The sequence below is a fragment of the Pseudoxanthomonas sp. G3 genome (assembly GCF_057654715.1).
In genome coordinates this window covers 149323-174887 of record NZ_CM172805.1, presented here as the reverse complement: position 1 = coordinate 174887, position 25565 = coordinate 149323, and the positions used below count along the sequence as shown (strand labels likewise).

The window sequence follows — 25565 nt, the reverse complement described above, 5'->3', positions numbered from 1 at the left end:
ACTTCTCTTCACTCACTTCTCGCTTCACCGCCTGGGCCACGCCGCCAGCAGGGCCCACAGCCCGCCGATGCCGGCGATCCAGGCCGAGGCGGGCACCGACAGGATGCTCGGGCCGCCGGCTTCCAGGCCGTACAGCACGGCCGCCACGATCAGCAGGCCCACGCCGAGGATGGCGGCGACGACGCGGCGCTGCATGCCTTTCATCGTCTGCGCGAGATCGGTGAGGTCCTTCGAGCGCAGCGACAGCTCGTGCCGGCCGTCCACCTGCTGGCTGAGCCAGGCGTGCACCAGGCGTGGCATGTCCGGCGCGTGGGTCATGATTTCCGGCAGGCGCTTGCGGAATTCCTGCGCGGCGCGTTGCGGGCTGTAGCGCTCCAGCAGGATCCGCTCCAGCACCGGCTTGGCCACGGCCCAGATGTCGATCTGCGGATCCAGCTGCCGGCCCACGCCCTCGATGTTGAGCAGCGTCTTCTGCAGCAGGATCAGCTGCGGCTGCAGGGTCAGTTCGTAACGCTGCGCGGTGCGGAACAGCTTGGCCAGCACCTCGGCCAGCGAGATCTCGCTGAGCGGGCGCGTGAAGTAGGGCTCGCACACCGCGCGTGCAGCGGCTTCGAGTTCATCGATGCGGATGTGCGACGGCATCCAGCCGGCCTGCACGTGCAGTTCGGCGATGCGACGGTAGTCGCGGTTGAAGATCGCCATGAAGTTCTCGGCGAGCCAGTACTGATCGTCGCGCGAGAGCTGGCCCATGATGCCGAAGTCCAGCGCGATGAAGCGCGGATCGGTCTTCCGCTCCGGATCGACCCAGATGTTGCCGGCGTGCGCATCGGCGTGGAAGAAGTTGTCGCGGAACACCTGCTGGTAGAACACGCGCACGCCCTTGGCCGCGAGCGCCTTGCGGTCGATGCCGGCGGCGTCCAGCGCGGCGATGTCGTCGGACGGGATGCCGCGCACGCGCTCCATCGTCATCGCGCCCTGGGCGGTGTGCGACCAGATCACCTCCGGCACGTACAGGTCCGGCGACCCGTTCCAGTTGCGCCGGAGCACGCTGGCGTTGCCGGCCTCGCGCTGCAGGTCGAGTTCGGCGGCCAGCGTGTTCTCGATCTCGGCGACGATTTCGCGCGGACGGATCTTGTCGGCGGCCGGATGGGTACGCTCGACGACGGCGGCAATGCTCTCCAGCAGCGCGATATCGCCGGCGATCTGCTTGCCGATGTCGGGGCGCAGCACCTTGACCACCACCTCGCGCCCGCCGGGCAGCGTGGCGGCGTGCACCTGCGCGATGCTGGCCGAGGCCAGCGGCGTGGTGTCGAAGGTTTCGAACGCGTCGCGGACATCGCGCGCGAGCTCCTGCTCGACCCGCGCACGCGCGACCTCGCCGTCGAACGGCGCCACGCGGTCCTGCAGCAGCGTCAGTTCTTCGGCAATGTCGGGCGGGATCAGGTCGCGGCGCGTGGACAGGATCTGGCCGAACTTGACGAAGATCGGCCCGAGTTCCTGCAGCGCCAGGCGCAGGCGCGCGCCGCGCGGCTGGGCCGCGATCGCCGCCGAGGCGCGCGGCACGAACGGACGCGCGAGCCGCAGCCAGCGCTCCACCGGCGTGCCGTCCAGCAGGTCGTCCAGGCGGTACCGCAGCAGCACGCGACCGATGCGGCTGGCCCGCAGTACCGACTTCATGCGCGGTGCTCCACGCGGGCGGCCAGGCGGCCGACCCGCACAGCCAGGCGCTCGACATCGTCGCGCACGGCATCGACGTCGTCGTGGAAGGCGTTGAGTTCGGCGCGGCCGACCACGTCGCGCGATTCTTCGGTGACGTAGTCGGCGGCACTTTCGGCGAAGTTGCCGGCCATCACGCGCGCCTGCTGCAGGCCGGCGCGCACCGTGTTGGCCACCTGCACGCCGATGACGTCACCGAACACGCGTGTGAACGGCAGCGACCAGTCCGGATCGAAACGCGTGGCCAACGTCTGCAGTCGGCGCGCGAGGTCGGCGTCGCCGGAAACGTGCAGCTTGCCGACCGGTGCGGCGTCGTCGCGGCGAAAGAACGGCAGTTGCGAGAGCAGGCCACCCAGCGTGCTGCGCACGGCGAGGTCGGCGTCGAGCACCTCGCTGGCGGGCCCTACCTGCAACCGGCCACCGCCGACGATGATGTCCATTGCCAGCGCAGGTGCATCGATGCGCAGCTGGATACGACGACCTTCCAGCGGCAGGAGCGCCGCCTCGGTGTCCGGGTCCAGCGTGAGGGCGTGATTGAGCGCGGTTTCCAGCGCGCGGCCGGCCAGCGGCTTCAGGGCATCGAACGGGGACAGGTCCATGCCGTCATTCTAGCGGCAAAGCCCGTGCGCCCTGCCCGTCCATGCACCGGCATCCTGCCGGACTGGACGGGCGCGGCGGCCTCCTGCCGCCCCGGCGGAGAGAGATGGTGATGGGTCAGACGCGTCGACCGCGCAGCATCGACACGATGGCCAGAATGAGGAACACGACGAACAGCACCCACGCGATGTTGGTGGCGGCGCCGGCGATACCGCTGAAACCCAGGACGGCCGCGATGATCGCGACGACGAAGAAGATGACGGCGTAGTGCAGCATGGCGGAACTCCTGTTGGCGTGCGGCCGTAATGACCGGGGGTGGCGCCATGCTGGAATGCTGCAAGTCATTGCCGCGTGAGCATCACGCGGGCGCAGCAGGCAACGCTTAAGCGTCGTGATCCACGCGTGAAGGAGCGCCTCTTCAGCGACCTTCGTCAGACCGGATGGTCGCGCAACCACGCCTGCAGACGCGCGAACCCTTCGTCCATCGAAACACGCGGCACGTAACCGAAGTCGCGGCGCGCCGGCGCCATGTCGTACCAGTGCGCCGTACTCAGCTGCTCGGCGAGGAAACGCGTCATCGGCGGCTCGCCCTTCAGCGGCAGCACCGTCCACAGCGTTTCGCACACCGCGCCCACGCGGTAGGCTGCCTTGAACGAGAGGTGCTTGTCCACCCGCGGCGCGCCCGCCGTTTCCAGCAACGCGTTGAGCAGTTTGCGCATCGGCCACGGCTCGCCGTTGGAAATGAAATAGGCCTTGCCCGCGCAGGCGGCGCCCGGCGCGAGGTGGTCGAAGGCATCGAAATGCGCCTGCGCGGCGTTGTCGATGTAGGTGGTGTCGACGTGGTTCTCGCCACTGCCGACGATGCGCAGCCGCCCGGCGCGCGCGCGCGACACCAACCGCGGCAGGATCTGGTGGTCGCCGGGGCCCCAGATCAACCGCGGGCGCAGCGCCACCGTCGCGAGCGCGGCGTCGTTGGCGGCGAGCACGGCTTTCTCGGCGATCGTCTTGGTGGTCGCGTACGGCGCCTTGAAGCCTTCGCCGTACGGCACACTGTCGGCGGTGCCGCCTTCCACCGGATGGGTGGCGCGATGGGTCACGCTGGGCGTGGAGGTGTAGACCAGCCGGCCGATGCCGTGCGCGCGACAGGCATCGAGCACGTTCTGCGTACCGACCACGTTGGCGTCGTGGTAGCTGCGATAGCTGCCCCACGCACCGGCCTTGGCGGCGTTGTGGAAGATCGCATCCACGCCAGCGGCGGCGTGATGCACGGCGTGCGCATCGGCAAGATCGCCCTGCACCTGGCCCACGCCGAGTTCGCGCAGCACCGGGTAGTAGCGGCGGTTGAGACTGATGACCTCGTGCCCACGCTCGACCAGACCGCGGCACAGCGCCTGTCCCAGGAAGCCACCACCGCCGGTAACGAGGATCTTCATGCGTGCTGCTCCTTATCCGTGGCGGCCCACGCGGCCAGCGTCTCGCGGCCGATCTTGGCGTTGTGGCGGATGTCGACGGGAAAGCCGGGGTGCGGCAGGAACGTGCCGATGCGCGCGGTGTGGGGATGGCGTGCGCCGATCGCGCGCAGCTCTTCTTCGATGCGCGCACGGTCGACGACCGCGCCGGGCATCACTTCGTAGCAGAGCACCGGCCGCTGCCGGCCCGCTTCGCCAACGCCGACCAGCGCGGTGCGGCGGACCTGCGGATGCGTGTTGAACACGGGCTCGACCTGCTCGGTGTAGAGCGGACCGTCGGCGGTCTCGACGCGCTGCGTCTTGCGGCCGCAGAACCACAGCCGGCCTTCGTCGTCGAACCAGCCCACGTCGCCCATGCGATGCACGATGCGTTCGCCGCCGCCGGGCAGCGCTTCGCGGATCTTCGCGATGCGGGTGGCGGCATCGCGGCGGAAATAGGTGTCGGTGGCGGTCGGCCCGGCGACGGTGATCTCGCCGACTTCGCCATTGGGCACCACCTCGACGTCGCTCCAGTCGTCGATCGGCGCATCGACGATGCGGATGATGCGCACCTCGTTCGGCGGCACCGCGCGGCCCACGCAGGTGCCGGCACCGGCCTCGGTGGCGACACGTGTGGATTCCAGCTCGCGGCCTTCGATGACGGCGACCGGCAGGCATTCGGTGGCGCCGTACGGCGTCCAGAACTGGGCGCCCTCGGGCAGCAGCGTGCGGATCTTCGCCACCGTGTCCGGCGGCACCGGTGCGCCGGCCGAGGTCACGCGCTGCACAGTGGGCAGCGGCGCGCCGTGGTCGGCGAGCACCTTCATCAGCGCCGGCGAGCCGAACAGCTGGGTAACGCCGAAGCGCGCGATGGCCGCGTGCAGCTTGTTCGGATCGGCACTCGCGGGCCGGGTGGGATCCATGTCGGGGATCACCGAGGTCAGCCCGAGGGCTGGGTCGAACAGCGCGAAGGGCGGGAACGTCGGCAGGTCGACACCGCCGGGCTGCATGCCGAACGCGTTGCGCAGCAGGTCGATCTGGGCGACGAAGTGACGATGGCGGTACACCACGCCCTTCGGCACGCCGGTGGAGCCGCTGGTGAACAGGATGCCGGCGACATCGTCGGGCGCGGTGGCCGCGAGTTGCGGACCCGCGCCGCGGCCGCGCGCTTCGATCTTCGCCAGCGTGGTGCCGCCCCAGGCCCAGCGCGTGCCGACGGTGACGATCTTCTTCGCCGACGCCGCCCAGCCCAGCACACAGCGCGCGACCTGCGCCAGCGGAATGCCGATGAAGGCCTCGGGCTCGGCTTCGTCCAGGCACTGCTTCAGCGCGCGCCGGTCGATGCCGGGGTCCACCAGCACCGGCACGGCGCCGGCCTTGAACAACGCGAACATCAGCAGGAAGAACTCCGGCGTGGGTCGCACCATCACCACCGTGCGGCTGCCGCGGCCGATGCCGTAGGCGGCCAGGCCGGCGGCGATGGCGTCGCTGCGGGCGTCGAGCTGCGCATAGGTGAGCTCGCGGGTGTAGCGGCCGGCGCCATCAGGGCAGCGCATGGCCACGCGGTCGGGCTGCTCGCGGGCCAGCCTGGGCAGGCTGGCGGCGATGTTGCAGGGTTCGGACATGCCGCGATTATCGCCCAAGGCCGGCGCGAGGAACGAGGGAAAGGGGCGAGGAACGAGGAACGAGGAACGAGGAACGAGGAACGAGCCAGAGGATAGCCGTCCCGCTACCATGCGCTTCTCGCTTCCCTCCACTCGTTCCTCGTTCCTCTCCACTCGCTCCTCTTCACCCCGTACCCGCCCATGCATCCCTGCCTGACCTGCGGCGCCTGCTGCGCCCACTTCCGCGTCAGCTTCCACTGGAGTGAAGCGGACCCCGAGCAGGGCGGCGTGGTGCCGGTCGACCTGACCGAGCCGTTGCGCGTGCACGAGCGGGTGATGCGCGGCACTTCGCAGAAGGACCCGCGCTGCGTGGCCCTGGATGCCGACATCGGCCGCTACAGCCGCTGCACGATCCACGACCGGCGGCCGTCGGTCTGCGCGCTGGTGCCGGCGTCGCTGGAATTCGGCGAACGCAGCGCGCAGTGCGACAAGGCGCGGCTGGCGCATGGGTTGCCATTGCTTGTTGAGGCGGATTGGGTGGGCGTGGTGGACGCCGAGAAGAATCCGTTGCCGGAGCTTTGATGGCCGGCGTAGAGCCGAGCTTGCTCGGCTGCTTCTTGCAGGGTTGCGCGAAGAGCAGCGGAGCAAGCTCCGCTCTACAGCAAGAACGTGTCCAGCCTCGCTCCGAAGGATCAATCCAGAGGATGACGATCCAGGAAGTCGCGGATCAGCGGCACCAGGACCTCGTGCTTGTCTTCCAGCACGTAGTGGCCGGCGTCTTCGTATGCGTGCACTTCCGCGTTCGGCAGCGCGGCGCGGAAGCCGTCGAGGAAGTGCTTGTCGAACACGAAGTCCTTCAAGCCCCAACCCAGAAACGCGGGCCGGTCGGCGAACGACGGCAGCGCCTTGCCGGCGGCTTCGAGCAGCGGCCATGCCTTGTCCTTCGGACCCAGCGGGATGTCCTGCATGAAGCGGATGGTGGAGATGCGGTTGGCCCAGGTGTCGTACGGGGCCACGTAGGCACGGCGCACGTCGGCGGGCATGCGGCGCTCCACGCCGATCCACGAGGCACCGGCCGAGAACGCGTTGAAGCCGCGGATGATCCACTCGCCGATCGTCCAGTCGCGGCCGAGGGCGATCTGCCAGGGCATCGTCTTCGCGGCGGGCATCGGGAACGCGGCGGTGTTGGTGACCACCAGACGCTTGACCTGCGCGGCGTGCGAGAGCGCCCAGCCGAAGCCGATCATGCCGCCCCAGTCGTGCACGGCCAACGTCACCGGGCCGGTGATGCCGAGGTGCTCAAGCAGCGCGGCGACGTCGTCCACGCGCGACTGCAGCGTGTAGTCGTAGCGGCTGTCGTCGGGCTTGTCGGACAGGCCCATGCCGATGTGGTCCGGCACGATGCACCGGTAACGCTTGTCAGCAGCGGGGTCCGACAGCCCCGCCACCAGCGTGCGCCAGTAATAGCTCCACGACGGATTGCCGTGCAGCATCACCACCACCTCGCCGTCGCGCGGGCCTTCGTCGAGGTAGTTCATCGACAGGCCCGGGCGGACCTCGAAGCGCTGCGGATGGGAGGGATAGCCGGGAAGGTTCATCGTGCGTCGCCGCCGTCAAAGAAAAGGGCCGGCGAACCGGCCCCCTGGATACGAAACGTGGCCGGAATCACCAGACCACTTCGGCCATCGTGCAATTCAGGCCCGAGCCGATGCCGAGCAGGGCGATGCGGTCGCCCTTCTTCAGCTTGCCCAGCTCCTTCAGCTTGCTCAGCACGATCGGCACCGACGCCGGGCCGATGTTGCCGTGTTCGGTGAAGATGGTCATGACCTTCTGCGGATCGATGCCGAAGGACTTGATGAAGGCCTGCGTGTGCGGGCGGCTGACCTGGTGGATGACGAACTGGTCCAGCTCGTCCACCGCCCAGCCCAGCGCGATCTTGGCGGCGGCGAAGGTCTTGTTGGCCAGCTTCATGCCCTCGATCAGCAGCATGCGGGTGTCGGTGACCATGCGGTCGAGGTTGCCGCGGCACAGCTTGTTCCACTCGGTGGCCGAGCGGGTCACGCCGCCCTTGTAGCGGGGGGCGTCCGGGACCAGCGCGCTGCGCGCCATGACCATGGCGACCGCGCCGCAGCCCAGGGTGAGCGCGGCCAGTTCGTCGCGGAACTGCTGTTCGGTGATGTCGGGCCCGTTGAGGCGCTCGATGGTCTTTTCATAGACCAGGTTGGCGGTCTCGCCATCGACGACCAGCGCGTAGTCGATCTCGTCGCGCTCGAGCATCCGGGCGGCGATGTCCATGCCGTTGATGAAGGCCAGGCAGGCGTTGGCGACGTCGAAGGTCTGGCAATGCTCGGCCACGCCCAGGTTGCCGCAGACGATGCTGGCGGTGGACGGCTCCAGGTAGTCGCGGCTGACGGAGGTGTTCACCACCAGGCCGACCTTGTCGGCGGTGATGCCGGCGTCGGCCAGCGCCTTGCGCGCGGCCATCGTGGCGGCGTCGGAGGCCTGGGTGTCGGCGTCCCACAGGCGACGGGCATGCACGCCGGCGATGTCGTTGAGGACGTCCGTCTTGATGCCCAGGCGGTCGAGCGTGGGCTGAAGGCGGGCGTTGATCTCGTCGGACGTCAGCGTGTGGGGCGCATCGATATGCGCCAGTCCCGCGATGGAGACATTCTTGAAGAGCATCGAGGTTAGCGCCAAGGCTCAGGCGGAAGGGGGCGACAAGGGTAACGACTTCCCGTCTTCACCGCACCTTTACGCGTTTTCCCGGTCCGGCCACGGTCGGTGGCCCGGCCTTAAATGAGACTTTCATCACACTTTATCGCCCGCAGTGGAAGGCCGCGAACCGCTGCTCGCCGTTGGACGGGTCGCCCAGCGGCTGCAAGGTATCGGCCTGCAGGCCGGGGCCCTCGTTGCGGGCGAGCGTTTCCAGTTCGTCCCTGACCCGAAGACTGTTGCGCTCGTAGAAGGCCACGCTGTCCTTGACCGACACCGACACTTCGCCACGCTTCTCGCAGCCGGCGGGCGCCGCGCCGCCGGGGATGACCCGGACGTTCTTCGCCGATGGGGCAAGGTGCACCCAGGTGCAGGCGGACAACAGCACGGTGGAAGCGGCGGCAAGCAGGGCAAGACGCATCGGGGTCACCTTGGAATGTGAGTCGTGGCCATTCTGGCCGATGCCGGATGAATCGATCCGGGCCGACCGCCGCCCCTCGGAGGAGGAGCGGCGGCCGGGTCCGTCTTACTTCTTCGGCTTACCGTCCGCGTCCAGCTCGACCGCTTCGCCCAGCTGCAGCGCGCGCACCGAGGCGCCGACCTTGGACAGGTCGCCCACGACCACCCAGGTCAGCGCGGACGGCGACAGCGTCGCCGCAGCCTTGGCCACATCGGCCGCGCCGATGGCTTCGTTGCGGGCCTTGTACTGGACGATGTAGTCGTCCGGGCGACCGTAGCGCTGGTTGGACGCGATCTGGCTGAGCACGGCGGACGCGGTCTCGTAGGCGCCCGGCAGTTCCAGGGTGTTCGCGGCACGGATCTTGGCGATCTCGTCCGGCTTGGCCGGGGCCTGGCCGGTGGCGAACTGGCTGATCTCCTTCTGCAATTCCTTCATCGAGTCCGCCGTGCGGTCGCTCTGCACCGCCGCACTGGCCCACCACGGGCGCTGGCCCAGCGTGTTGCGCGCGCCGCTGTACGAGCCGTACGCCCAGTGCTTGTCCTCACGCAGGTTCATGTTGAGGCGCGAGCTGAACTGGCCGCCGAGCACGCCGTTGGCGAAATCGAAGTCGATCGTGCCGGCGTCGCCGGTGGGCGGCACAAGCTGCGCGGCATACACGTTGGACTGGATCGCGCCGGGCTGGTCGATCAGGAACACGCGCGGCTTCTTCGGATTGGCGACCGTCGGCACGGCGGCCAGCTTCGGCGCGTTGGGTGCGGCCTTCCAGTCGCCCAGGCGGGCTTCCAGCAGCGGCACGATCTGCGCCAGCGTGGTGTCGCCGACGATGGTGATGCGGGCCTGGTCGGGCTGCAGCCAGTCGCGGTGGAAGGCGACCAGATCCTCGCGGGTCAGCGACGCGATCGACGCTTCCGTGCCCGAGCCGGTGAACGGAATCGCATACGGATGGCCGGCGCCGTACAGCAGCGGCGGCAGCGTGCGCAGCGCGGCGGTCTGCGGGCGCGCCTTCTCCTGCTTGATGCCTGCGATCCAGGTGGCGCGCACGCGTTCGATCTCACCGGCGTCGAAGGTCGGACGACGCAGCACGTCGGCCAGCAGGTCCAGCGACGGCGCCAGCTTCTCGGTCAGCGCGGAGAGCCCGACCGAGGCCGAATCCAGCCCGCCACCGGTGCTCAGTTCGGCGCCCAGGGCTTCCTTGCGCGCGGCGAAGGCCAGTGCGCTGTAGTCGCCCGCGCCTTCGTCCATCATCTGCAGCGCGAAGCTCGCGGTGCCCAGCTTCTTGCCCACGTCGGCCGCGTAGCCGCCGGGGAACTCGACATTGATCTGCACCACCGGCGTCTCGTGGCGCTCGGCCAGGGCGACCTGCATGCCGTTGGACAGCGTGGCGCGCTGAACGGCGGGGAACTTCAGGTCGGGGAAGGTCGTGGTCTTCGGCACGCCGGTGCTGCGGTCGACGTCGGTCTTCACCGTCTTGAACTTCGGATCGACCTTGGGTGTGGCGGCCGGCGTGGTCGCCGGTGCGGCGAACACGGTTTCCGGCAGCGCGGACGCCGGGGTCTCGCTGGGCTGCACGAGAATGGTGTGCGACGCGCCCGCCAGCCACTTCTTCGCCGCCGCCTGCACCTCGGCCGCGGTGGCGTTGGCGAGGATGTCGAGCTCTTCCTTGTAGCAGTCGGGCGTGCCCTGGTAGACGGCGCACGACGCGAGCACGTCGGACTTGCCGCCGAACCCGCCGATGCGCTCGATGCCCCGCACGAACGAAGCGCGGCCGGCCACCTTGGCCCGCTCGAGCTCGTCGGCGGTCGGGCCGTCGGCGATCAGGCGCTTGAGTTCTTCGTCCAGCGCCTTCTCGACCTTCGCCGGATCCACGCCTTCCTTCACCGTCGAGACGAGGAAGAAGGTCCCGCTGATCTCGCTGCTCCACTGGTAAGCGCTGGCCTGGTCCGCGATCTTCTCGCCATGCACCAGGCGCGTGTCGAAGCGGGAGGCCGCGCTGCCGCCGAGCACCTGGGCGAACAGGTCCAGCAGCGCCGCGTCCTTCGAGCCCATCTCGGCCACCGGCCAGCCGCGGTACAGGCGCACCTGCGGCACGCGGTCAGGGATGGTCTCGCGCGTGTCCTTGGCGTGGGTGGGGATGTTCGCCTTCATGTCGGCCAGCGTGGCGCTGGCGGGGATGTCGCCGAAGTACCGGGTCACCTTCTCCTTCGCCGTGGCCACATCGATGTCGCCGGCGAGCACCAGCACGGCGTTGTTCGGGCCGTACCAGCTGCGGAACCAGGTCTTCACGTCGTCCAGGGTGGCGGCGTCCAGGTCGGCCATCGAACCGATGGTTTGCCAGCTGTAGGGGTGGCCGGCGGGATACAGGGCCTCGAACATGCGCGCCATGATGCGGCGGCCGTAGGGCTGGTTCTCGCCTTGGCGCTTCTCGTTCTGGACCACGCCGCGCTGTTCGTCCAGCGCCTTCTGGTCGATCGCCCCGAGCAGGTGGCCCATGCGGTCGGACTCCATCCACAGCGCCATGTCGAGCGCCGTGGTGGGCACGTTCTGGAAGTAGTTGGTGCGGTCCTGGTTGGTGGTGCCGTTCTGGTCGGTCGCGCCGACCAGCTCGAACGGAGTGAAGAACTCGCCGGCATGGTTCTCGCTGCCCTGGAACATCAGGTGCTCGAACAGGTGGGCGAAACCGGTGCGGCCCGGCGTCTCGTTCTTGCTGCCCACGTGGTACCAGATGTTCACCGCCACGATCGGCGCCTTGCGGTCGGTGTGCACGATCACGCGCAAGCCGTTGGGCAGGGTGAACTCTTCGTAGGGGATGACGACGTCGGCGCCGGCGGCCGGTTTCGCGTACGTGGGCACGGGCGCATAGGCCAGTCCCCCGAGCGCGGCGGACAGGGCGATGGCAAGCAGGGCGGCGCGGGGCCGGCGGGAAACGCGCATCGGACACTCCTTAGTCATGCTGAATGGGCAAGCAGAACATTCGATGCTAACCGTCGCCCCGGCTCATTACACTAGGCCACAAGCCATGACGGATGGCCTATGCGGCGCCTGCCGCCGGCGCTGCCATCCGCCCCCGGAGGTGCCATGGACCGCAAGCACTGCCTCGTCACCGGCGCCAACCGCGGGTTGGGCCTGGAACTCGTCCGTCAATTGCTGGGTCGGCATTGCCACGTGATCGCCACCTGCCGACAGCCCGGCAAGGCGACCGCGCTGAATCTCCTGGCAGGCGACCATCCTGGCCGCCTGCACGTGCTGCCGCTGGATGTCGCCGACGCCCGCAGCCGCGCCGAACTTGTCCGCGAACTGCTTCTGGTCACCGACGAGGAACCGCTACACCTGGTGATCAACAACGCGGGAATCCTGCGCGGGGGCGAGCGCTTCGGACAGATCGCGCCGGCCGACCTGGATGCCAGCTTCCACACCAACGCGGCCGGCCCGTTCCTGCTGACCCAGGCACTGGCGCCGCGGCTGGCCGAGGGTGGCGTGGTCGCCAACATCTCATCGGAAGTCGGCTCGATCGGCTTGCGGCAGGAGTTCCGCACGCCCAGCTATGCCATCGGCAAGGCGGCGCAGAACATGGCCACCTCACTGCTCTCGCAAGCGTTGGCCGCCCAGGGTGTCACGGTCGTGGCACTGCATCCCGGCTGGGTCCGCACCGACATGGGCGGACAGAATGCGGCGCTATCGGTGGAGGAGTCCGCTGCAGGCCTGCTGCATGTGATCGACAGGCTCACGCCCGAGGACAGCGGGCGTTTCCTGGATTGGCAAGGCGAGCCTTTGCCCTGGTGAACCTGAACGCCGAGCCCGGCGTCGCCGAGGAACTGCAACGGTTCCTACCTAAACGGCATCACAACCAGCACACCCCCACCTGACCGGCCCCCGACCGAAGCGGCGTGTTCGCAGTCACACCACGCACCTCCTGGCGTCTTGCTCATGCGGGACGGACACCCGGACGGACACCCAACTCGGACACCGGACAGCGAAGAAACACACTTAAGTTCAATTGGATCAATAACTTGTGGTTGGCACGGTTCCTGCAAAACCTATAACAAGACTCCCGCCGTTCCGAACCAAACCTGACTGAACCCTGAATCAACTCACCGAAACAGAAAGTTTCGCTTGACCGCTCTGTCTAGGTGTACTACTTTACTACCACACCACCCAACAACATCACTACAGAGGCATGACAATGAACGCCAAGAACCTCCTCCCGCTGACCGCCGCCGTCGTCTTCGCGCTGTGCGCCGGTTCCATGGTCATCTCGGCCACCCACGCCGACAACAACCACAACGTCGCCCAGACGGCCGCCATCGTCGACCTGCCGACCGTCACCGTGACGCCGGACGCCGCCGACCTGGCCCACTACAACACCTACAAGAACGCCAAGATCGTCGACCTGGCCACCGTCACCGTGACGCCGGCCGCCGAAGACCTGGCCTACTTCGTCGCCAGCCAGGCGGTGCGCGTGGTCGACATGCCGGTGGTCACCGTGCGTCCGTCGGCGGAAGACATGCAGCAGGTCGCTGCGCAGGCGGGTGTGCTGGCCAGCCAGCTGGCTTCGCGTTGATACGCAGGCAACACGTTCCAACCGCGTAACACGCAAGCCGGCTGCGGCCGGAGTTCCACCGCACCCCCTGCCCGCGAGGCCATGCAGCGCCGCGTAGAATGCGCGCCATGACCGACGCCCTGGACCTCGACGTCCTGCTGTACCAGCCGGAAATTCCCCCGAATACCGGCAATGCCATCCGCCTCTGTGCGAACACCGGCGCGCGACTGCACCTGATCGAACCCCTCGGGTTCACGTTGGAAGACAAGCAGCTCAAGCGCGCCGGTCTGGATTACCACGAATACGCCACGCTGCAGGTCCACGCATCGCTCGATGCGGCCCTGCAGCGCATCCGTCCTGCGCGCCTGTTCGCGCTCAGCACGCGCGGCACCGTGCGCTACGACCAGGTCGAGCACCGACCGGGCGATGCTTTTCTGTTTGGTCCGGAAACGCGCGGCCTGCCGCAGGATGTGCTCGACGGCCTGCCGCCGGAGCAGCGCCTGCGCCTGCCGATGCGGCCGGACAACCGCAGCCTGAATCTCTCCAACACCGTGGCCGTGGTCGTGTTCGAGGCATGGCGCCAGGCGGGGTTTCCCGGCGGCGCGTGATTGCGCGTAGGCTGGCGCCATGGCCTCCCCGGCGCGCCCGCCCTCCGCTTCGCAGTTCGATGTCGCGCGGTTGCTCGACACGGCCACCGTGTCGGTGCGCGACGTGCGTTGCCGCGGCGAATGCCGGCATCGCAGCGAAGAAGAATGCGTCGGCACCACGCATCTGGTGTTTCCGTATCGCGGTACCTATCTGCGCCACGTCGGCCAGGCCCAAGCGGTGGCCGATGCCAACCATGTGCTGCTGTTCAACGCCGGCGAGGGCTACCAGGTCAGCCATCCGTTCGACGGCGGCGACGCCAACCTGGTCCTGCAACTGGCCGACGTGCTGCTCGATGAGCTCGCGCCGGCCCCGCTGCGACGTAAGAGCGCCACCGTCGCCTTCCGCCACCAGGCGCTGCGCATCGATACGCGCACCCAGGCGCTGGTCGCGTTGCTGGGCCATGCGTTGCGGCGCGGCACGTGCGAACCGCTCGAAGCCGAGGGCTTGGCGCTGACGCTGGCTTCGCGCAGCCTCGGTGCGCGCACCGCGCATGTGCCAGGCGCGACGCGGGGGCGGCAGCGGCTGGTGGACCGGATCAAGCTGCTGCTCGCGAGCAATCCCGCGCGGCGCTGGACGCTGGCGGAGATCGCGCACGAGGTCGGCGGCTCGCCGGTGTACCTCACCCAGGTGTTCCGCCAGGTCGAAGGTCTTCCGCTGTACCGCTACCAGCTGCAGTTGCGGCTGGCGCGCGCACTGGACCTGCTCGCCACGGCCGACGATGTCTCCACGGTGGCGCACGACCTGGGCTTCTCCAGCCACAGCCATTTCGCATCCGCGTTCCGACAGGCCTACGGCCGTCCACCGAGCGCGTTCCGCGCCTCGTAAGCACGCGCGCAAACCGCTAAAGATTCCGACAGCGCCGTGCGACAGGGAGTGGTTTCCTGTCGCTGCCCAAGCCCGGGCTGCCTACTGGAACCTGTCATGTCCGAACACACCTGCGCCGCCTGCGATTACCCGCTGGACGGCAATGCGATCAAGGTCACCCTCGGCGGTCGCACCGTCGAAGTCTGCTGCGAGGAATGCGCCGAGAAACTGCGCGAAGCGAACGACGCCGCGGCCTGAGCCGCGTCGCGCTCCTCAGCCGAAGCGCGCGAGCGCGTACGGCGCCAGCGGGATGTCCGTCGCCGTGCCGGCCATCAGCTGGTCGAGCAAGCGACCGGTCACCGGTCCCTGGGTCAAGCCCAGGTGGCCGTGGCCGGTCGCGACGAAGATCTCTTCGCCCGGCACGCGGTCGATGATCGGCAGCGAATCCGGCGTGCAGGGCCGGTTGCCGGCCCACTCCGACACCGGCTTGCCGGTGATGGCGGGGAACAGCTTGCGTGCCTCCGGATCGAGGCGACGGATCAGGGCGTAGTGCGGGTCACGGCCGAGCGCTGTCAGCTCCTTGATGCTGGTCATGCGGATGCCGGCCTGCATCGGCGACACCACCATGTAGCGCTCGGCCCACAATGTCGGCCGGCGCACGACCGCCTCGGCCTGCGGATACATCAGGTGATAACCGCGTGCCGGGATCACCGGGACCTTCAGGCCGAACGGCTGCAGCAACGCGTTGCTCCACGCGCCGGCCGCCACCACCACGCGGCCGGCATGCACCGGACCGTGGTCGGTGTCGACCTGGTAGCCGCCATCACGACGCGCGATCGCCGACACGCTGGCGGTCAGCGGCACCGCGCCGCGGGCGCTGAGGTAGTTGAAGAGCCGTCGGCAGAAATCGCCCGGATCGCGCATCGCCAGCGAGTCGCGCTGGAAGACCGCGCGCTGGAACCCGTCTCCGATGCCCGGCTCCAGCTCGCGCAACTGCGCGGCATCGAGCACGTCGAACGCCACACCGCGGTCGCGCATCAACCCGCGTTCCCATTCGCCCTTCGTGAACGTCTCCAGCTGGGAGTACACGTGCAGATAACCAGTGTGCGCGATCAGGTCCTGCGCCTGGATGCGCTCGCCCAGGTCGAGCCAGGCCGCGCGCGAGGCGCGGTTGATCGCACTCAGCGCATCGATGATCGGCAGCACGTGCTGCATCCGGCCCTGGGCGAGGAACTGCAGAAGCCAGCGCGCATAGGACGGACTGACGCCCCAGTCGAGCTTCAGCGGTGCCAGCGGATTGGCCAACATGCGCAGCGCCTTGACCACGATGTCCGGCGTCGACTGCGGCATCACGTTGCCGACCGAGATCGAACCCGCGTTGCCGAACGACGTCTCGCCGGCCGGCCCCTTCGGATCGATCAGCATGCAGGACAAGCCGCGGTCGATCAGATGGTGGGCCGTCGACAAGCCGACGATGCCGCTGCCGATCACCGCGACATCGGTGGTCCGCGGTGGCCGGGAGGAGGGAGAAGAAGTCATTGGATCGGGACGTCGTACGCGGTCTGGGGGGAGGGCTCGGGCCGGAAGGTGAAGTGCCACCATTCCATCGGGTAATTATGGAAGCCGTGCCGCGCCATCGCGGCGACCAGGCGCGCGCGGTTGGCCTTCTGCTCAGGCAGCAGCTCGGCGTGCGCCGTGTTCGCGCGCGGGTCGAAGAAGTCGAACGGCGTGCCCATGTCCAGGTCGACGCAAACCCCACCTTCGCAGCGCGTGAGGGTCAGGTCGAGCGTGGCGCCACGGCTGTGGCCGGAGGTCTCGGCGATGTAGCCATCGAGCAGCGTCGCCTTCTCGAGGTTGGGGTAGTACGCCGCCTTGGTCCGCTGTTCGCCGATGTCGCGCGCCCAGGCGACGAAATGCTTCACCGATCGCACGGGTCGGTAGCAATCGAACAGCTTCAGCGACAGGCCCTCGCGCTGCACGTCGGCCTGCACGCGGGCCAATGCCTGCGCGACCGGCGACAGCAGCAGGCAGGTGTTCGCGCCGTAACCCGGCACGGGTGCCCCGGTGAAATTCTGGGAGCCGGCATAGCGCATCTCGCGCTGCAAGCCGGGCGCCAGCGGAGCGACATCCACCAGGCCAGCAGCGGCCGCGTCCTTCGCTGGCGACACGGTGACCTTCGCCGCAGGCGCGGCATCGCAGGCCGCCACGCGGCTGAAAGCGAGATCCTGATAGTCGTAGCTGAAATCCGCATCGGGGTCGACGTGCGATAGCGTCAGCGTGGTCGCACCGCCGTCGGTGGCGAAATGCAACCAGGGTTCGGCATCGACGCTGTCGTCGTCCCAGTCGACCAGCCAGCGCGTATCTACCCGCATCACCGTGCCGGTGAGCATCGGCGAGCGCGCGGAGGCGAAGCGCACGCGATCACCTTGCGTACAGAGGGTCACCTCGCCGAACCACGCATCGCGATAGCGTCCCGTCCATGGCGCCAATGCGCTTATCGGAGCCACCACGCGATGACGGGTGTCGGGCTTGGGTTTGGCCGCGCGCTCGCCCGCGCGTTCTTCGTCCAGCAATGCTGCGTAATGCGCCACGGTGTGCGTCTGGTTTGGCAGCGTGATCTGCTTGGTCAGGACTGTGCCCAATGCCGTGCGGGCCGCTTCGCCTTCGCCGTTGATCAGGATCACGATGCCCGTGCGCTGATCCGGCAGCAGGATCACCGAGGAGTACATGCCCGCCAGCGTGCCGGTATGCGCGACCTTCCACACCCCGTCCACGTCCGACAGCCGCCAACCATACCCATAGGCCGAGACGTGGCTGTTGTCCCATGCCCGCATGCGCGCGCTCACCGGCATGGGCATGTGCGCGGTCCAGACTGCCTTGCGCTGGGCCGGCGACAGCCAGGCGGGCTTCATGTCGGGCGACAGCCACATGCCCACCCATGTCAGCATGTCCTTCAGGCTGCAGCGGATGCCGCCGGCCGCCATCGAGGTGATGTCCGGCACCACCTCGCCGTCTTCGCGGATCACGCGGTTGCCTTCCGTCGTGCCCATGTGCGGCTGCGCCACGTTGCCGACCCGCACGCGGTTCCATTCGCCGACCTGGCAGCGATCCATGCCCAGCGGCGCGAACAGCTCGCGCTTGACCAGCGTTTCGTACGGCGCGCCGCCGGCCGCCGCGGCGACTTCGCCTGCCACCACGTACAGCAGATTGTCGTAGGCGTAGTTGGCGCGAAAGCTGTGCGTCGGCTTCAGGTGTTGCAGCCCCGCGATGATGTCGGCGCGGGTGAACGCATTCGGCTCCGGCCACAGCATCAGGTCGCCCGCGCCTAGGCCGAGGCCGCTGTTGTGGATCAGCAAATCCCGCACCTGCATCTGCTGCGTGACCCACGGGTCGTGCATGCGGAACTCCGGCAGGTGCTTCGTCACCGGGTCGTCCCACGCCAGTTTCCCGGCATCGACCAGGCGCGCCAGCACGCCTGCCGTCATCGCCTTGCTGTTGGAGGCGATCTTGAACAGCGTGTCGGCATCGATTTTCTCGCCGCTGCCGGCAACGCGTTCGCCGGCGGTGCGCAGGTAGACCACCTGCCCGTCGCGCACCACGCCCACCGCCAGGCCCGGCAGCTTGTAGCGTTCGAACGTGGCGTCGAAGGCGGCGTCGCGTTCCGCGCGCAGGGAGGCGGGCTCTGCCGCCCCCGCCACGCCGGCGATGGCAGCCATCACGCACGCCAGCACGACGCGCCACCGTCCACGGAGGCGCGCCTGGGGGATCGATTCAAACCATCGCACGCGTGTTCCTTCCTGCCTCTGGCCATCGGGGCATGCGATGCCCCACGACGCGCACGGGCGGCATCGCCGCCCGCGCCATGACACCTTCTCCCGCTCAGCGGAACTTGTATTCCATCAGCAGGCTGTAGGCGCGACCCCGCGGATCGGCGATGCGGGTTTCCCACGCGGCGCCGGCGGCGAAGTCGTTCTGATGGGCGGTGAACGGTGGATCTTCGTTGAACAGGTTCTTGACGCCGAAGGTCAGCTTCATCCGCTCGATGCCGGAGTACACCAGGCTGTAGTTGTAGGTGGTGTAGTTGGACACGCGCGGGTTCCAGTTCTCCGGGATGTAGCTGTTGTTACGCACGCTCACCGGCAGCTCGTCGTTGTAGCCGTCGCGGTAGATCTGGCTGATGTTGTGCGACCAGTCGCCCTTCTGCCAGGTGAAGGTCAGCGTGTGCTTCCACTTGATCGGCAGGTTGTAGTAGCGGACGTAGTCGCCGACCAGGTTGTCCGTGTACGGCAGCGTTTCCAGCGCCTTCGTCTTGAACGTGTTGATGTAGCTGCCGTTGAGGTTCAGGCGGAAGGTGCCCCCGGCCAGGTCGCCCATGACGTTGCCGTCGATCTCGATGCCGCGCATCAGGCTGCCGCCGGAGTTGATGTAGCGACGGTCGATGGCCACCACTTCACCGCTGGCGTCGCGGATCCAGTTTTCCGCGAACACGTCGTAATACTGGATCAGGATGTCGCGCGGCGCGGAACGGATGGTGTTCTCGCGCTCGATTTCCCACCAGTCCACGCTCACGTTCAGCCAGTCGACCGGCGCCAGTACCACGCCGAAGCTCTTCTGCGTGGACTCTTCCGGTTTCAGGTCTTCCTTGCCGCCGAACAGCTCCACCGGACGGATCGATTCGCAGCCTGTGACCGACGGATTGGCGATGCCGCTCGGGCAGGTGGCCGGGTCGGCCAGGTCCAGGCCGGTGTACTGGGTTTCGGTGACGCCGTTGAACAGCTGGTTGAAGGACGGCACCTTGAACCCCGTGCTGTACGCGCCGCGCAGCGCCACACCATCGAAAGGCTCGAACTTGAACGAGACCTTCGGATTGGTGGTGCTGCCGAAGCCGTCGTATTCGTCGTAACGGCCGGCCAGGGTGATGTCGAGGTTGTCGAGCAGCGGCAGGTACACTTCCGCGTAGACCGCCTTGATGTCGCGGCTGACGTCGTTGAGGATGTTCGACTCATCGAACGGCGCATTGAAGATCGGGCGCTTGTCCACGCGCGAATCGCCGTCGAACTTGAATTCCTCGCGGCGCAGGTCGATGCCCGTCGCCGCCAGCACTTCGCCGCCCGGCAGCGAGAAGCCCAGGCTGCCGGAGAACGTGGCATCCAGCGTGGTCAGGATCGACTCGCCGCCGTAAAGCATGACGCCGGCGGCCGACGCCGCGTCCAGCGCGGACATCGCGGCCGCGCTCTGCTCCTGGCCCGGCAGCAGGAACGGATTCAGCAGGCCGCTGCCCAGGGCGGTGCGCAGCGCATCGGTGTAGTGGTAGCCGCTGCCCAGCGTGGATTCGGACTTGCTCGAGGCGCGCGACAGGCCCACGTTGTAGTCCCACTTGCTGCCCAGCGCACCTTCGAAAGCGGCCAGGAAGCGGTAGGACTTGGTGGTGGTCTCGATCTGGCGCGGACCGCACGCGATGCAGCGCCAGCGGTAAGCGATCGGTGCGCCGTAGTTGAGATTGCCCGCGCCGAAGTACGCCGCCAGCGCGTTGTAGACCATGTCGTACGTGGCCTGCGTGGTCGCATTGAGCGGATACCACGTGCTCGGGCCTAGGGCGGTGGTCGCCGTCGACGTGCTGGAAGAGATCTGGTTCGGCTCGAACGTCTTCTCCACGTCGACCTGCGAACCCACCAGTTCCACGTAAGCCTGGTGGTTGTCGCTGATCTTGAAGGTGGCACGGCCGATGAAGTCCACGCTCTCCTGCGGCTGCTGGATGATCGCGGCAGCCGGATAGTCCCAGGCGCAGGCGTAGCGCGAGGCCGCGCTGCTCCAGAGGCGATGGTCGTACGGCCCCATCATGTCGCCACCGCTCTCGCAGCCCGCCGCGCCGGGCAGGTCGAGGATGTTGATCGCGGTCTGGCGTACGGCGGGATCCGCCGGGTCGAGCTGGCCGTTGCGCAGCAGGCTGGTGGCGCCCACGCCGGTGCTGCCCAGGCTGAAGACCGTGGCGAACGGCGTGCCGCGCGTGTCCGGCGACAGGCCACGGTCGGGCTGGAAGGTGTTGGAGAAATCGCGGTCGGTACCGCGCAGGATCTCGTTCTTCTTGTAGGTGACGGTACCGAAGACGTTCCAGCGGTCGGTGTCCAGGTCGCCCCATCCGCCCAGCAGGTTGGCGCGGAAGATGTTGCCGCCGCCGTCTTCGGTGACGTCGACGAAGGTGGAGGCTTCCAGCCCGGTGTAGTCGCTCTTGGTGATGAAGTTGATCACGCCGCCGATGGCGTCGGTGCCATACACCGCGGATGCGCCGTCGCGCAGCACTTCCACGCGGTCCAGTGCGGCGAAGGGAATCGAGTTCAAGTCCACCGCGCGGCCCTTGAGACCGTGGGTGGCGACGCGGCGTCCATTCAGCAGGACCAGCGTGGCATCCGCGCCCTGGCCACGCAGGTTGGCGCCGGACACGCCGTTGTTGCCGCGCTGCTCCTCGCTGACGATGCCGCCGTTGCTGGCGAGGTTGTCCGAGCCGTTACCCGCGATGTTGAGGAACATCAGCAGTTGTTCGGCCGAGGAGATGCCGAGTTCGTCGATGCGCTCCTTCTGCAGCACCGTGACCGGCAGCTGCGCCTCCACCTCGGTGCGCTTGATGCGCGAGCCGGTGACGGTGACCGTGTCCAGCGTACGGGCGCTGTTCCCGCTGGCGGGCGCGGATTCCTGCGCGAGGCTGACGCCCGGAATGGCCAAGCCCAGCACGATGGCGGCGGCGAGATGGCTCGGCGTGAGCGGGAGGGATCGAGCGGGCATGCGGAATCTCCTGGATGAAAAGAACGCTGCTATGTGCGGCCAGGACGATGTGCTGCGCGCGCGGCGCGGGTCGCTCGACGGGTCTTCCTTCGCGGCCCTGCCGCCCGGACGCGGACGCGCCTCGGGCACGTGCGCCGCGGGAGCTTCCGGATTCCCCATTCGTGCCAACCGACGCGCCCCATCCCGGGCACGCAACGCGGAACATCGCTGACGAACTGGTTATTGCACCGGCACCCCGCCGGATGGTGCCACCGGAACAAACATCACGTCCGGTGGAAAAAACCCCTGTACTTCGATGTAGCACGCCATGTGCGGCGAGTCAATAAATTATTCCTTGTGTTAGAAGAAATCGACTTGAATATTCCGACTCAAGGCGTTGCTGGCAGAGGCGTGTCCGGTGCGGTGCTGCGCGTCAGCGCGTACAGGATGCGCAGGTCTTCCGCGTCCAGTTCCGTGCCCTCCATGCCACGGAAGCGGTGGTGGAACGCGCGCACCGTGTCGCCGCGGTTGTCGACGGCATAACCGATCGCCTGCAGGGCCAGCCAGGGATCGAATCCGGGCGGGGGGTCCCCCGCATCGGCCGCCGGCCAAAGACCGAAGCCGGCCTCGTGCAGGCGCTTCCACGGAAACAGCGGGCCGGGATCGATCTTGCGCGTCGGCGCCAGATCCGAATGGCCGATGATCTGCGTCGGCGGAATGCGCAGGCGCGTGGTCAGATCGCGCAGCAGCACGATCAGGCTGTCGATCTGCGCATCCGGATACGGGGTCTTACCGTTGTTATCGATCTCGATGCCGATCGAGGCGTTGTTGACGTCGGTGATCGCACCCCACCGTCCGGCGCCCGCATGCCAGGCACGCTGCCCATCCTTCACCAACTGGTAGATCGTGCCGTCCTTGCCGACCAAGTAGTGCGAGCTGACGCGTCCACCACTGTTGCGACTGCGCAATGTATCCAGCGACTGCTCGACGGATTCCTGCTCCGTGTAATGCAACACGATGACCACGGGGCGACGCTCGTCGAAGTTCTTCGACGGCACCCAGGTAGCGAGAGGGTTGCGCGGCGCGGAATGCGCGCAGGCGCCGAGCAGCAGGACCAGCGCGGCGAAGGCGAGTAGCCGGAATGCGGACGGGACGGGCTTCGTCATGGGGGATACCTCGGACGGCACGCGGCCATAGGAATAGCACGGATCGCTACGCCGCATGGCGACGGCGCGGACAAAGAAAGGCCTGCCGCGAACGGCAGGCCACGGGAGAGACACGCATCCGACCGCATGCGCCGCGCGGTCAGAAGTTCCACGTCACCACGAGTTGGGCGTAGCGGGGCGACTGCCACACGGTCCCCTGGCCGAAGTGCGGCATCGCGGTTCCGGGCGTGCTTTCGTAGCGGGAGTGCACGTTGATGACCGTCTGTCGATTGAGCAGGTTGTATACAGAGAGCCGCGCCTTGAGGTCGATACCCTCAACCGGCAACGTCCAGGTCACGTTGGCACCCAGGTCGTAGACCCAAGGCATGCGGCCGAATGCACCGCGCTCTGAGTACACCAGCTCACGCGTCGCCCAATTGGAGCAGTTGGCCACACAGAGCCACCCCGACCCACCACCACTGAACTCGCCGGGACCACCTGCGGCGCGATTGTCGTTCGGCCAGACCACGCCGTAAGCCGTGATAGGACCGCCCGAACGGGCGGAGAACGTGCTGCCGAATGACCATTGCTCGCTGAGTTTGTAGCTGCCCCGCAACTTGATCTGATGCCGGGAATCGTTGAACAGCACGCCATAGCGTTCGTTGACGGCCGGATGATCGTAGTACTGCACCAGATTGGTATCGGCGTAGCCGGTGTCAGAGTTCACCGGGCCTTCCATGTTGCCTTCGGACTTGGACCAGAGATAGCTGGCGTTAAACGCCCACTTGTCGTCCCACGCACGATCCAACTGAAATTCGACGGCCTTGTAGGTTCGCTTGGGCTTCTTGTAGCCCATGATCGCGCCGCTACCGGACGCGATGTAACCATCCCGGGAGGAATCGAACGTCACCCAGTCGCTGGTGGTGGGGCACCACAAGGTGGTGGTCTCACCGGGATTGATGATGGGCCAGTCGCCTGAGTACCAAGGGCAGCCTTCCACATGATTGATGCGCGCGTCCTCGACCGCCCGCGTCATCCGGCGATACGTGGCATTGACACCGTACGACCAGGCTTGATTGATGGCCTGCTGGAAACCGAGGATGAACTCATCCTGGAACACCATTTTCAAGTCTTTCGCGACGGCGGTCCGGAAGTCTTCCGGTGCGGGCACGTTGTTGGAGGTGTTCACCGGACCGATTTGCTGGCCGAGGATGGGCAGCAGATAAGTTCCGGCGACCGGATGCTCCATCTGAGTCCAGCCATCGAGCACATAATAGGTGTGCTCATCGGTGCTGCCGGCGAAGTAGTCCGCGAGCTTGTTGGTCAGAGGCAGGTAGTAGCGACCGGCATTGCCGAAGAACTTGGTCGAGCCATCGCCCTTCATATCCCAGCTGAACCCGACGCGCGGCGCGATCATGTCGGAGAAGTCTGCTTTCGCGAACGTCACGCCGGAGGCGTACTTATTGTGGAACTTGTCGGCTCTCAGGCCGAGATTCAGCAACAGGTTCGGCGTCACGCTCCAATTATCTTCGATATAGAACGCCTGCGCCTCTGTCGTGACGGGCGTGCCGGTGATGTAACGGCGAGCGTCGACGATCGCAGTAGTGCCTGCGGGAACTATCGTGCCGTTCAGTGTGCTCCCTCCGTTCTGCGCCTGTACCTGATAGCTGACGCCATCATTCGGGTAGCGCACCGCGCTGTTGGAGTCCATCACTTCCTGGTCCACACCGAAGCGCAACAAGTGATCGCCGAGCGTCCATTCGAAGTCGAGACGCGCGGCCTCGCGCCTGTCCTCGCGGTCGCTGATGCCGACGTCGGTGGGGTGGCAACCTTCGAACACCGTTTCCTGGCCGAACCGGCTGGTGTAGCTTCCCGATCGCGTCACGATGCTGCAGTCCGGATCCTGGTTGCTGCTGTTGGACGCGCTGCGTTCGTTCACGCCGTACATCGCCTTGGCCGTGAAGTTGTCGCCGAAATGGCCGGTGTAGGTGAGCGACCAGTTATCGCCGCCGGACCCCGAGACGCTGTCGCCCTTTAGCCTGTCCTTCGTACCTGTGTTCCACGTGTACTGGTAGATGTCGGTCGTCGATTCGCTCTTGTCGGAGAAGGCCAGCAACTCGAGCGAATGGTCGTCGTTGATCCGCCAGTCGAGCTTGGCGCCCCAGAAGTCGTTGTCGCCCTGCGTGATGAAGGCAGCATTGCTGTCGTAGTCCTGCGGCTGGCTATCGCGCTTCTCGTACATGGCGAAGAAGAACAGCCTGTCCTGCACGATGGCGCCCGATGCCCAAACGTTCGCCTTGTAAAAGGCGCTGGTATCGCGGCTGGTGCGGTTGCGCTCGTCCAGGGTGCCGTCGCGATGGAAGTGATCTTCCTTCGATGCCTCCCAGGCCGATGGCTCCAGGGTCACTTCCGCGCCAGCGCGGAACTCGTTGCTGCCGGATCGGGTCACGGCATTGATGACGCCACCGGTGCTGCGGCCGAATTCGGCCGAATAGCCGCCCGTCTTGACCTGGAACTCCTCATAGAAGCCGAACGGCACCGAAGAAAAGCCCTGGCGACGATACGGATCGGTGACGTTGAGACCGTTGATGTACACCGCGTTTTCCGCGACGGACGAACCACCAAACGAAAGACCTCCGAACGTAGCGCCCGAGTTGATCACGCCAGGTGCCAATAGCGCGACGGAACTCAGGCTCTGATCGACCGGCAACCTCGCCAGCTCCTGCCGGTTGATGTTGGTCGCCGACTCCGTCGAACGCACGTCCACCCGGTTGATCACGCGCGAGCCGACCACCTGCACCGCATTGAGGTTCACCACGCCGCCGTCGCTGCCCAGGTTCACCGTGGTGGTGCCGCCGAGCGCCACGTTGACGGCCACGCTCTGGCCCACGTCTTCGCCGGCGCGCTTGACCTGCAACTGATAGTCGCCCACCGGCAACTGGCTCAGGCGGTAGCCGCCGTCGCCACCGACCGTCACCGAGCGCGTCGCGCCCGTGGCGGTGTTGGTGATCGTGATCTGGTCGCCCGCGCTCGCGCGGCCCGCGACCGCGCCGGTCGCGCTCTGCGCCATCGCCATCGGTGCCATCGACGCCAGGCAGGCGCCGAGCGCCATGCCCAGTGCCGCCTTCTTCAGAA

20 protein-coding genes are annotated in these 25565 nt (G+C 67.3%); 6 read left to right on the top strand and 14 right to left on the bottom strand.

Features of this window, described 5'->3' with window-relative positions; all coding sequences use genetic code 11:
• Positions 1-24: 24 nt before the first annotated feature.
• The 5 genes from ubiB to oleC form a co-directional block, all read right to left on the bottom strand.
• A complete protein-coding gene (gene ubiB / locus AC23D6_RS00840; RefSeq protein ID WP_487750972.1) occupies positions 25-1677 on the bottom strand; it encodes a ubiquinone biosynthesis regulatory protein kinase UbiB in 1653 nt (550 codons plus the stop codon).
• Complete coding sequence (locus AC23D6_RS00835; protein ID WP_487750971.1) at positions 1674-2315, bottom strand: ubiquinone biosynthesis accessory factor UbiJ; 642 nt, start codon at positions 2313-2315, stop codon at positions 1674-1676. The genes ubiB and AC23D6_RS00835 overlap by 4 nt, the downstream gene beginning before the upstream one ends.
• A 115-nt stretch (positions 2316-2430) precedes the next feature.
• Positions 2431-2589 carry a DUF1328 domain-containing protein gene (locus AC23D6_RS00830; protein WP_487750970.1) on the bottom strand — a complete coding sequence of 53 codons (159 nt, stop codon included), beginning with the start codon at positions 2587-2589 and terminating at the stop codon, positions 2431-2433.
• A gap of 155 nt (positions 2590-2744) precedes the next feature.
• The gene (gene oleD, locus AC23D6_RS00825; protein WP_487750969.1) at positions 2745-3746 is read right to left on the bottom strand and encodes a 2-alkyl-3-oxoalkanoate reductase; all 1002 of its coding nucleotides are present in this window, start codon (positions 3744-3746) and stop codon (positions 2745-2747) included.
• Entirely contained in the window at positions 3743-5386 is a 1644-nt protein-coding gene (oleC, locus tag AC23D6_RS00820; RefSeq protein ID WP_487750968.1) for an olefin beta-lactone synthetase, read from the bottom strand. Before oleC ends, oleD begins: the two co-directional genes overlap by 4 nt.
• Before the next feature lie 180 nt (positions 5387-5566).
• Between oleC and AC23D6_RS00815 the strand changes: the two genes are divergently transcribed.
• Positions 5567-5947, top strand: coding sequence for a YkgJ family cysteine cluster protein (locus AC23D6_RS00815; RefSeq protein ID WP_487750967.1), 381 nt, complete (start codon positions 5567-5569; stop codon positions 5945-5947).
• Between the two features lie 110 nt (positions 5948-6057).
• Here AC23D6_RS00815 and AC23D6_RS00810 read toward each other — a convergent pair whose 3' ends face one another.
• The 4 genes from AC23D6_RS00810 to AC23D6_RS00795 all read right to left on the bottom strand — a co-directional run bounded on the left by AC23D6_RS00810 (position 6058) and on the right by AC23D6_RS00795 (position 11468).
• Positions 6058-6963, bottom strand: coding sequence for an alpha/beta fold hydrolase (locus tag AC23D6_RS00810; protein WP_487750966.1), 906 nt, complete (start codon positions 6961-6963; stop codon positions 6058-6060).
• Positions 6964-7030: 67 nt separating this feature from the next.
• The gene (locus tag AC23D6_RS00805) at positions 7031-8047 is read right to left on the bottom strand and encodes a 3-oxoacyl-ACP synthase III (protein WP_487750965.1); all 1017 of its coding nucleotides are present in this window, start codon (positions 8045-8047) and stop codon (positions 7031-7033) included.
• 133 nt (positions 8048-8180) lie between these two features.
• Complete coding sequence (locus tag AC23D6_RS00800) at positions 8181-8498, bottom strand: DUF4156 domain-containing protein (RefSeq protein WP_487750964.1); 318 nt, start codon at positions 8496-8498, stop codon at positions 8181-8183.
• 105 nt (positions 8499-8603) lie between these two features.
• Entirely contained in the window at positions 8604-11468 is a 2865-nt protein-coding gene (locus tag AC23D6_RS00795; RefSeq protein ID WP_487750963.1) for a M16 family metallopeptidase, read from the bottom strand.
• Between the two features lie 144 nt (positions 11469-11612).
• On the opposite strand from AC23D6_RS00795, the gene AC23D6_RS00790 reads away from it, so the two are divergent.
• The 5 genes from AC23D6_RS00790 to AC23D6_RS00770 all read left to right on the top strand — a co-directional run bounded on the left by AC23D6_RS00790 (position 11613) and on the right by AC23D6_RS00770 (position 14784).
• Complete coding sequence (locus tag AC23D6_RS00790) at positions 11613-12317, top strand: SDR family oxidoreductase (protein ID WP_487750962.1); 705 nt, start codon at positions 11613-11615, stop codon at positions 12315-12317.
• Between the two features lie 400 nt (positions 12318-12717).
• Positions 12718-13095, top strand: a complete 378-nt coding sequence (locus AC23D6_RS00785) for a hypothetical protein (protein ID WP_487750961.1) — start codon at positions 12718-12720, stop codon at positions 13093-13095.
• 107 nt (positions 13096-13202) lie between these two features.
• Positions 13203-13682, top strand: a complete 480-nt coding sequence (trmL, locus tag AC23D6_RS00780; protein WP_487750960.1) for a tRNA (uridine(34)/cytosine(34)/5-carboxymethylaminomethyluridine(34)-2'-O)-methyltransferase TrmL — start codon at positions 13203-13205, stop codon at positions 13680-13682.
• Positions 13683-13701: 19 nt separating this feature from the next.
• Complete coding sequence (locus AC23D6_RS00775) at positions 13702-14547, top strand: helix-turn-helix transcriptional regulator (protein ID WP_487750959.1); 846 nt, start codon at positions 13702-13704, stop codon at positions 14545-14547.
• Positions 14548-14643: 96 nt separating this feature from the next.
• Positions 14644-14784, top strand: a complete 141-nt coding sequence (locus AC23D6_RS00770; RefSeq protein WP_487750958.1) for a hypothetical protein — start codon at positions 14644-14646, stop codon at positions 14782-14784.
• A gap of 15 nt (positions 14785-14799) precedes the next feature.
• On the opposite strand, the gene AC23D6_RS00765 is transcribed toward AC23D6_RS00770, so the two are convergent.
• The 5 genes from AC23D6_RS00765 to AC23D6_RS00745 form a co-directional block, all read right to left on the bottom strand.
• Entirely contained in the window at positions 14800-16065 is a 1266-nt protein-coding gene (locus tag AC23D6_RS00765) for an NAD(P)/FAD-dependent oxidoreductase (protein WP_487750957.1), read from the bottom strand.
• Positions 16062-18242, bottom strand: coding sequence for a serine hydrolase (locus AC23D6_RS00760; protein WP_487750956.1), 2181 nt, complete (start codon positions 18240-18242; stop codon positions 16062-16064). The genes AC23D6_RS00765 and AC23D6_RS00760 overlap by 4 nt, the downstream gene beginning before the upstream one ends.
• Positions 18243-18405: 163 nt before the next feature.
• Positions 18406-21306 carry a TonB-dependent receptor domain-containing protein gene (locus tag AC23D6_RS00755; RefSeq protein ID WP_487750955.1) on the bottom strand — a complete coding sequence of 967 codons (2901 nt, stop codon included), beginning with the start codon at positions 21304-21306 and terminating at the stop codon, positions 18406-18408.
• 368 nt (positions 21307-21674) lie between these two features.
• Positions 21675-22451 carry an N-acetylmuramoyl-L-alanine amidase gene (locus AC23D6_RS00750; RefSeq protein ID WP_487750954.1) on the bottom strand — a complete coding sequence of 259 codons (777 nt, stop codon included), beginning with the start codon at positions 22449-22451 and terminating at the stop codon, positions 21675-21677.
• Positions 22452-22590: 139 nt separating this feature from the next.
• A complete protein-coding gene (locus AC23D6_RS00745) occupies positions 22591-25506 on the bottom strand; it encodes a TonB-dependent receptor (protein ID WP_487750953.1) in 2916 nt (971 codons plus the stop codon).
• Between the last annotated feature and the right edge of the window lie 59 nt (positions 25507-25565).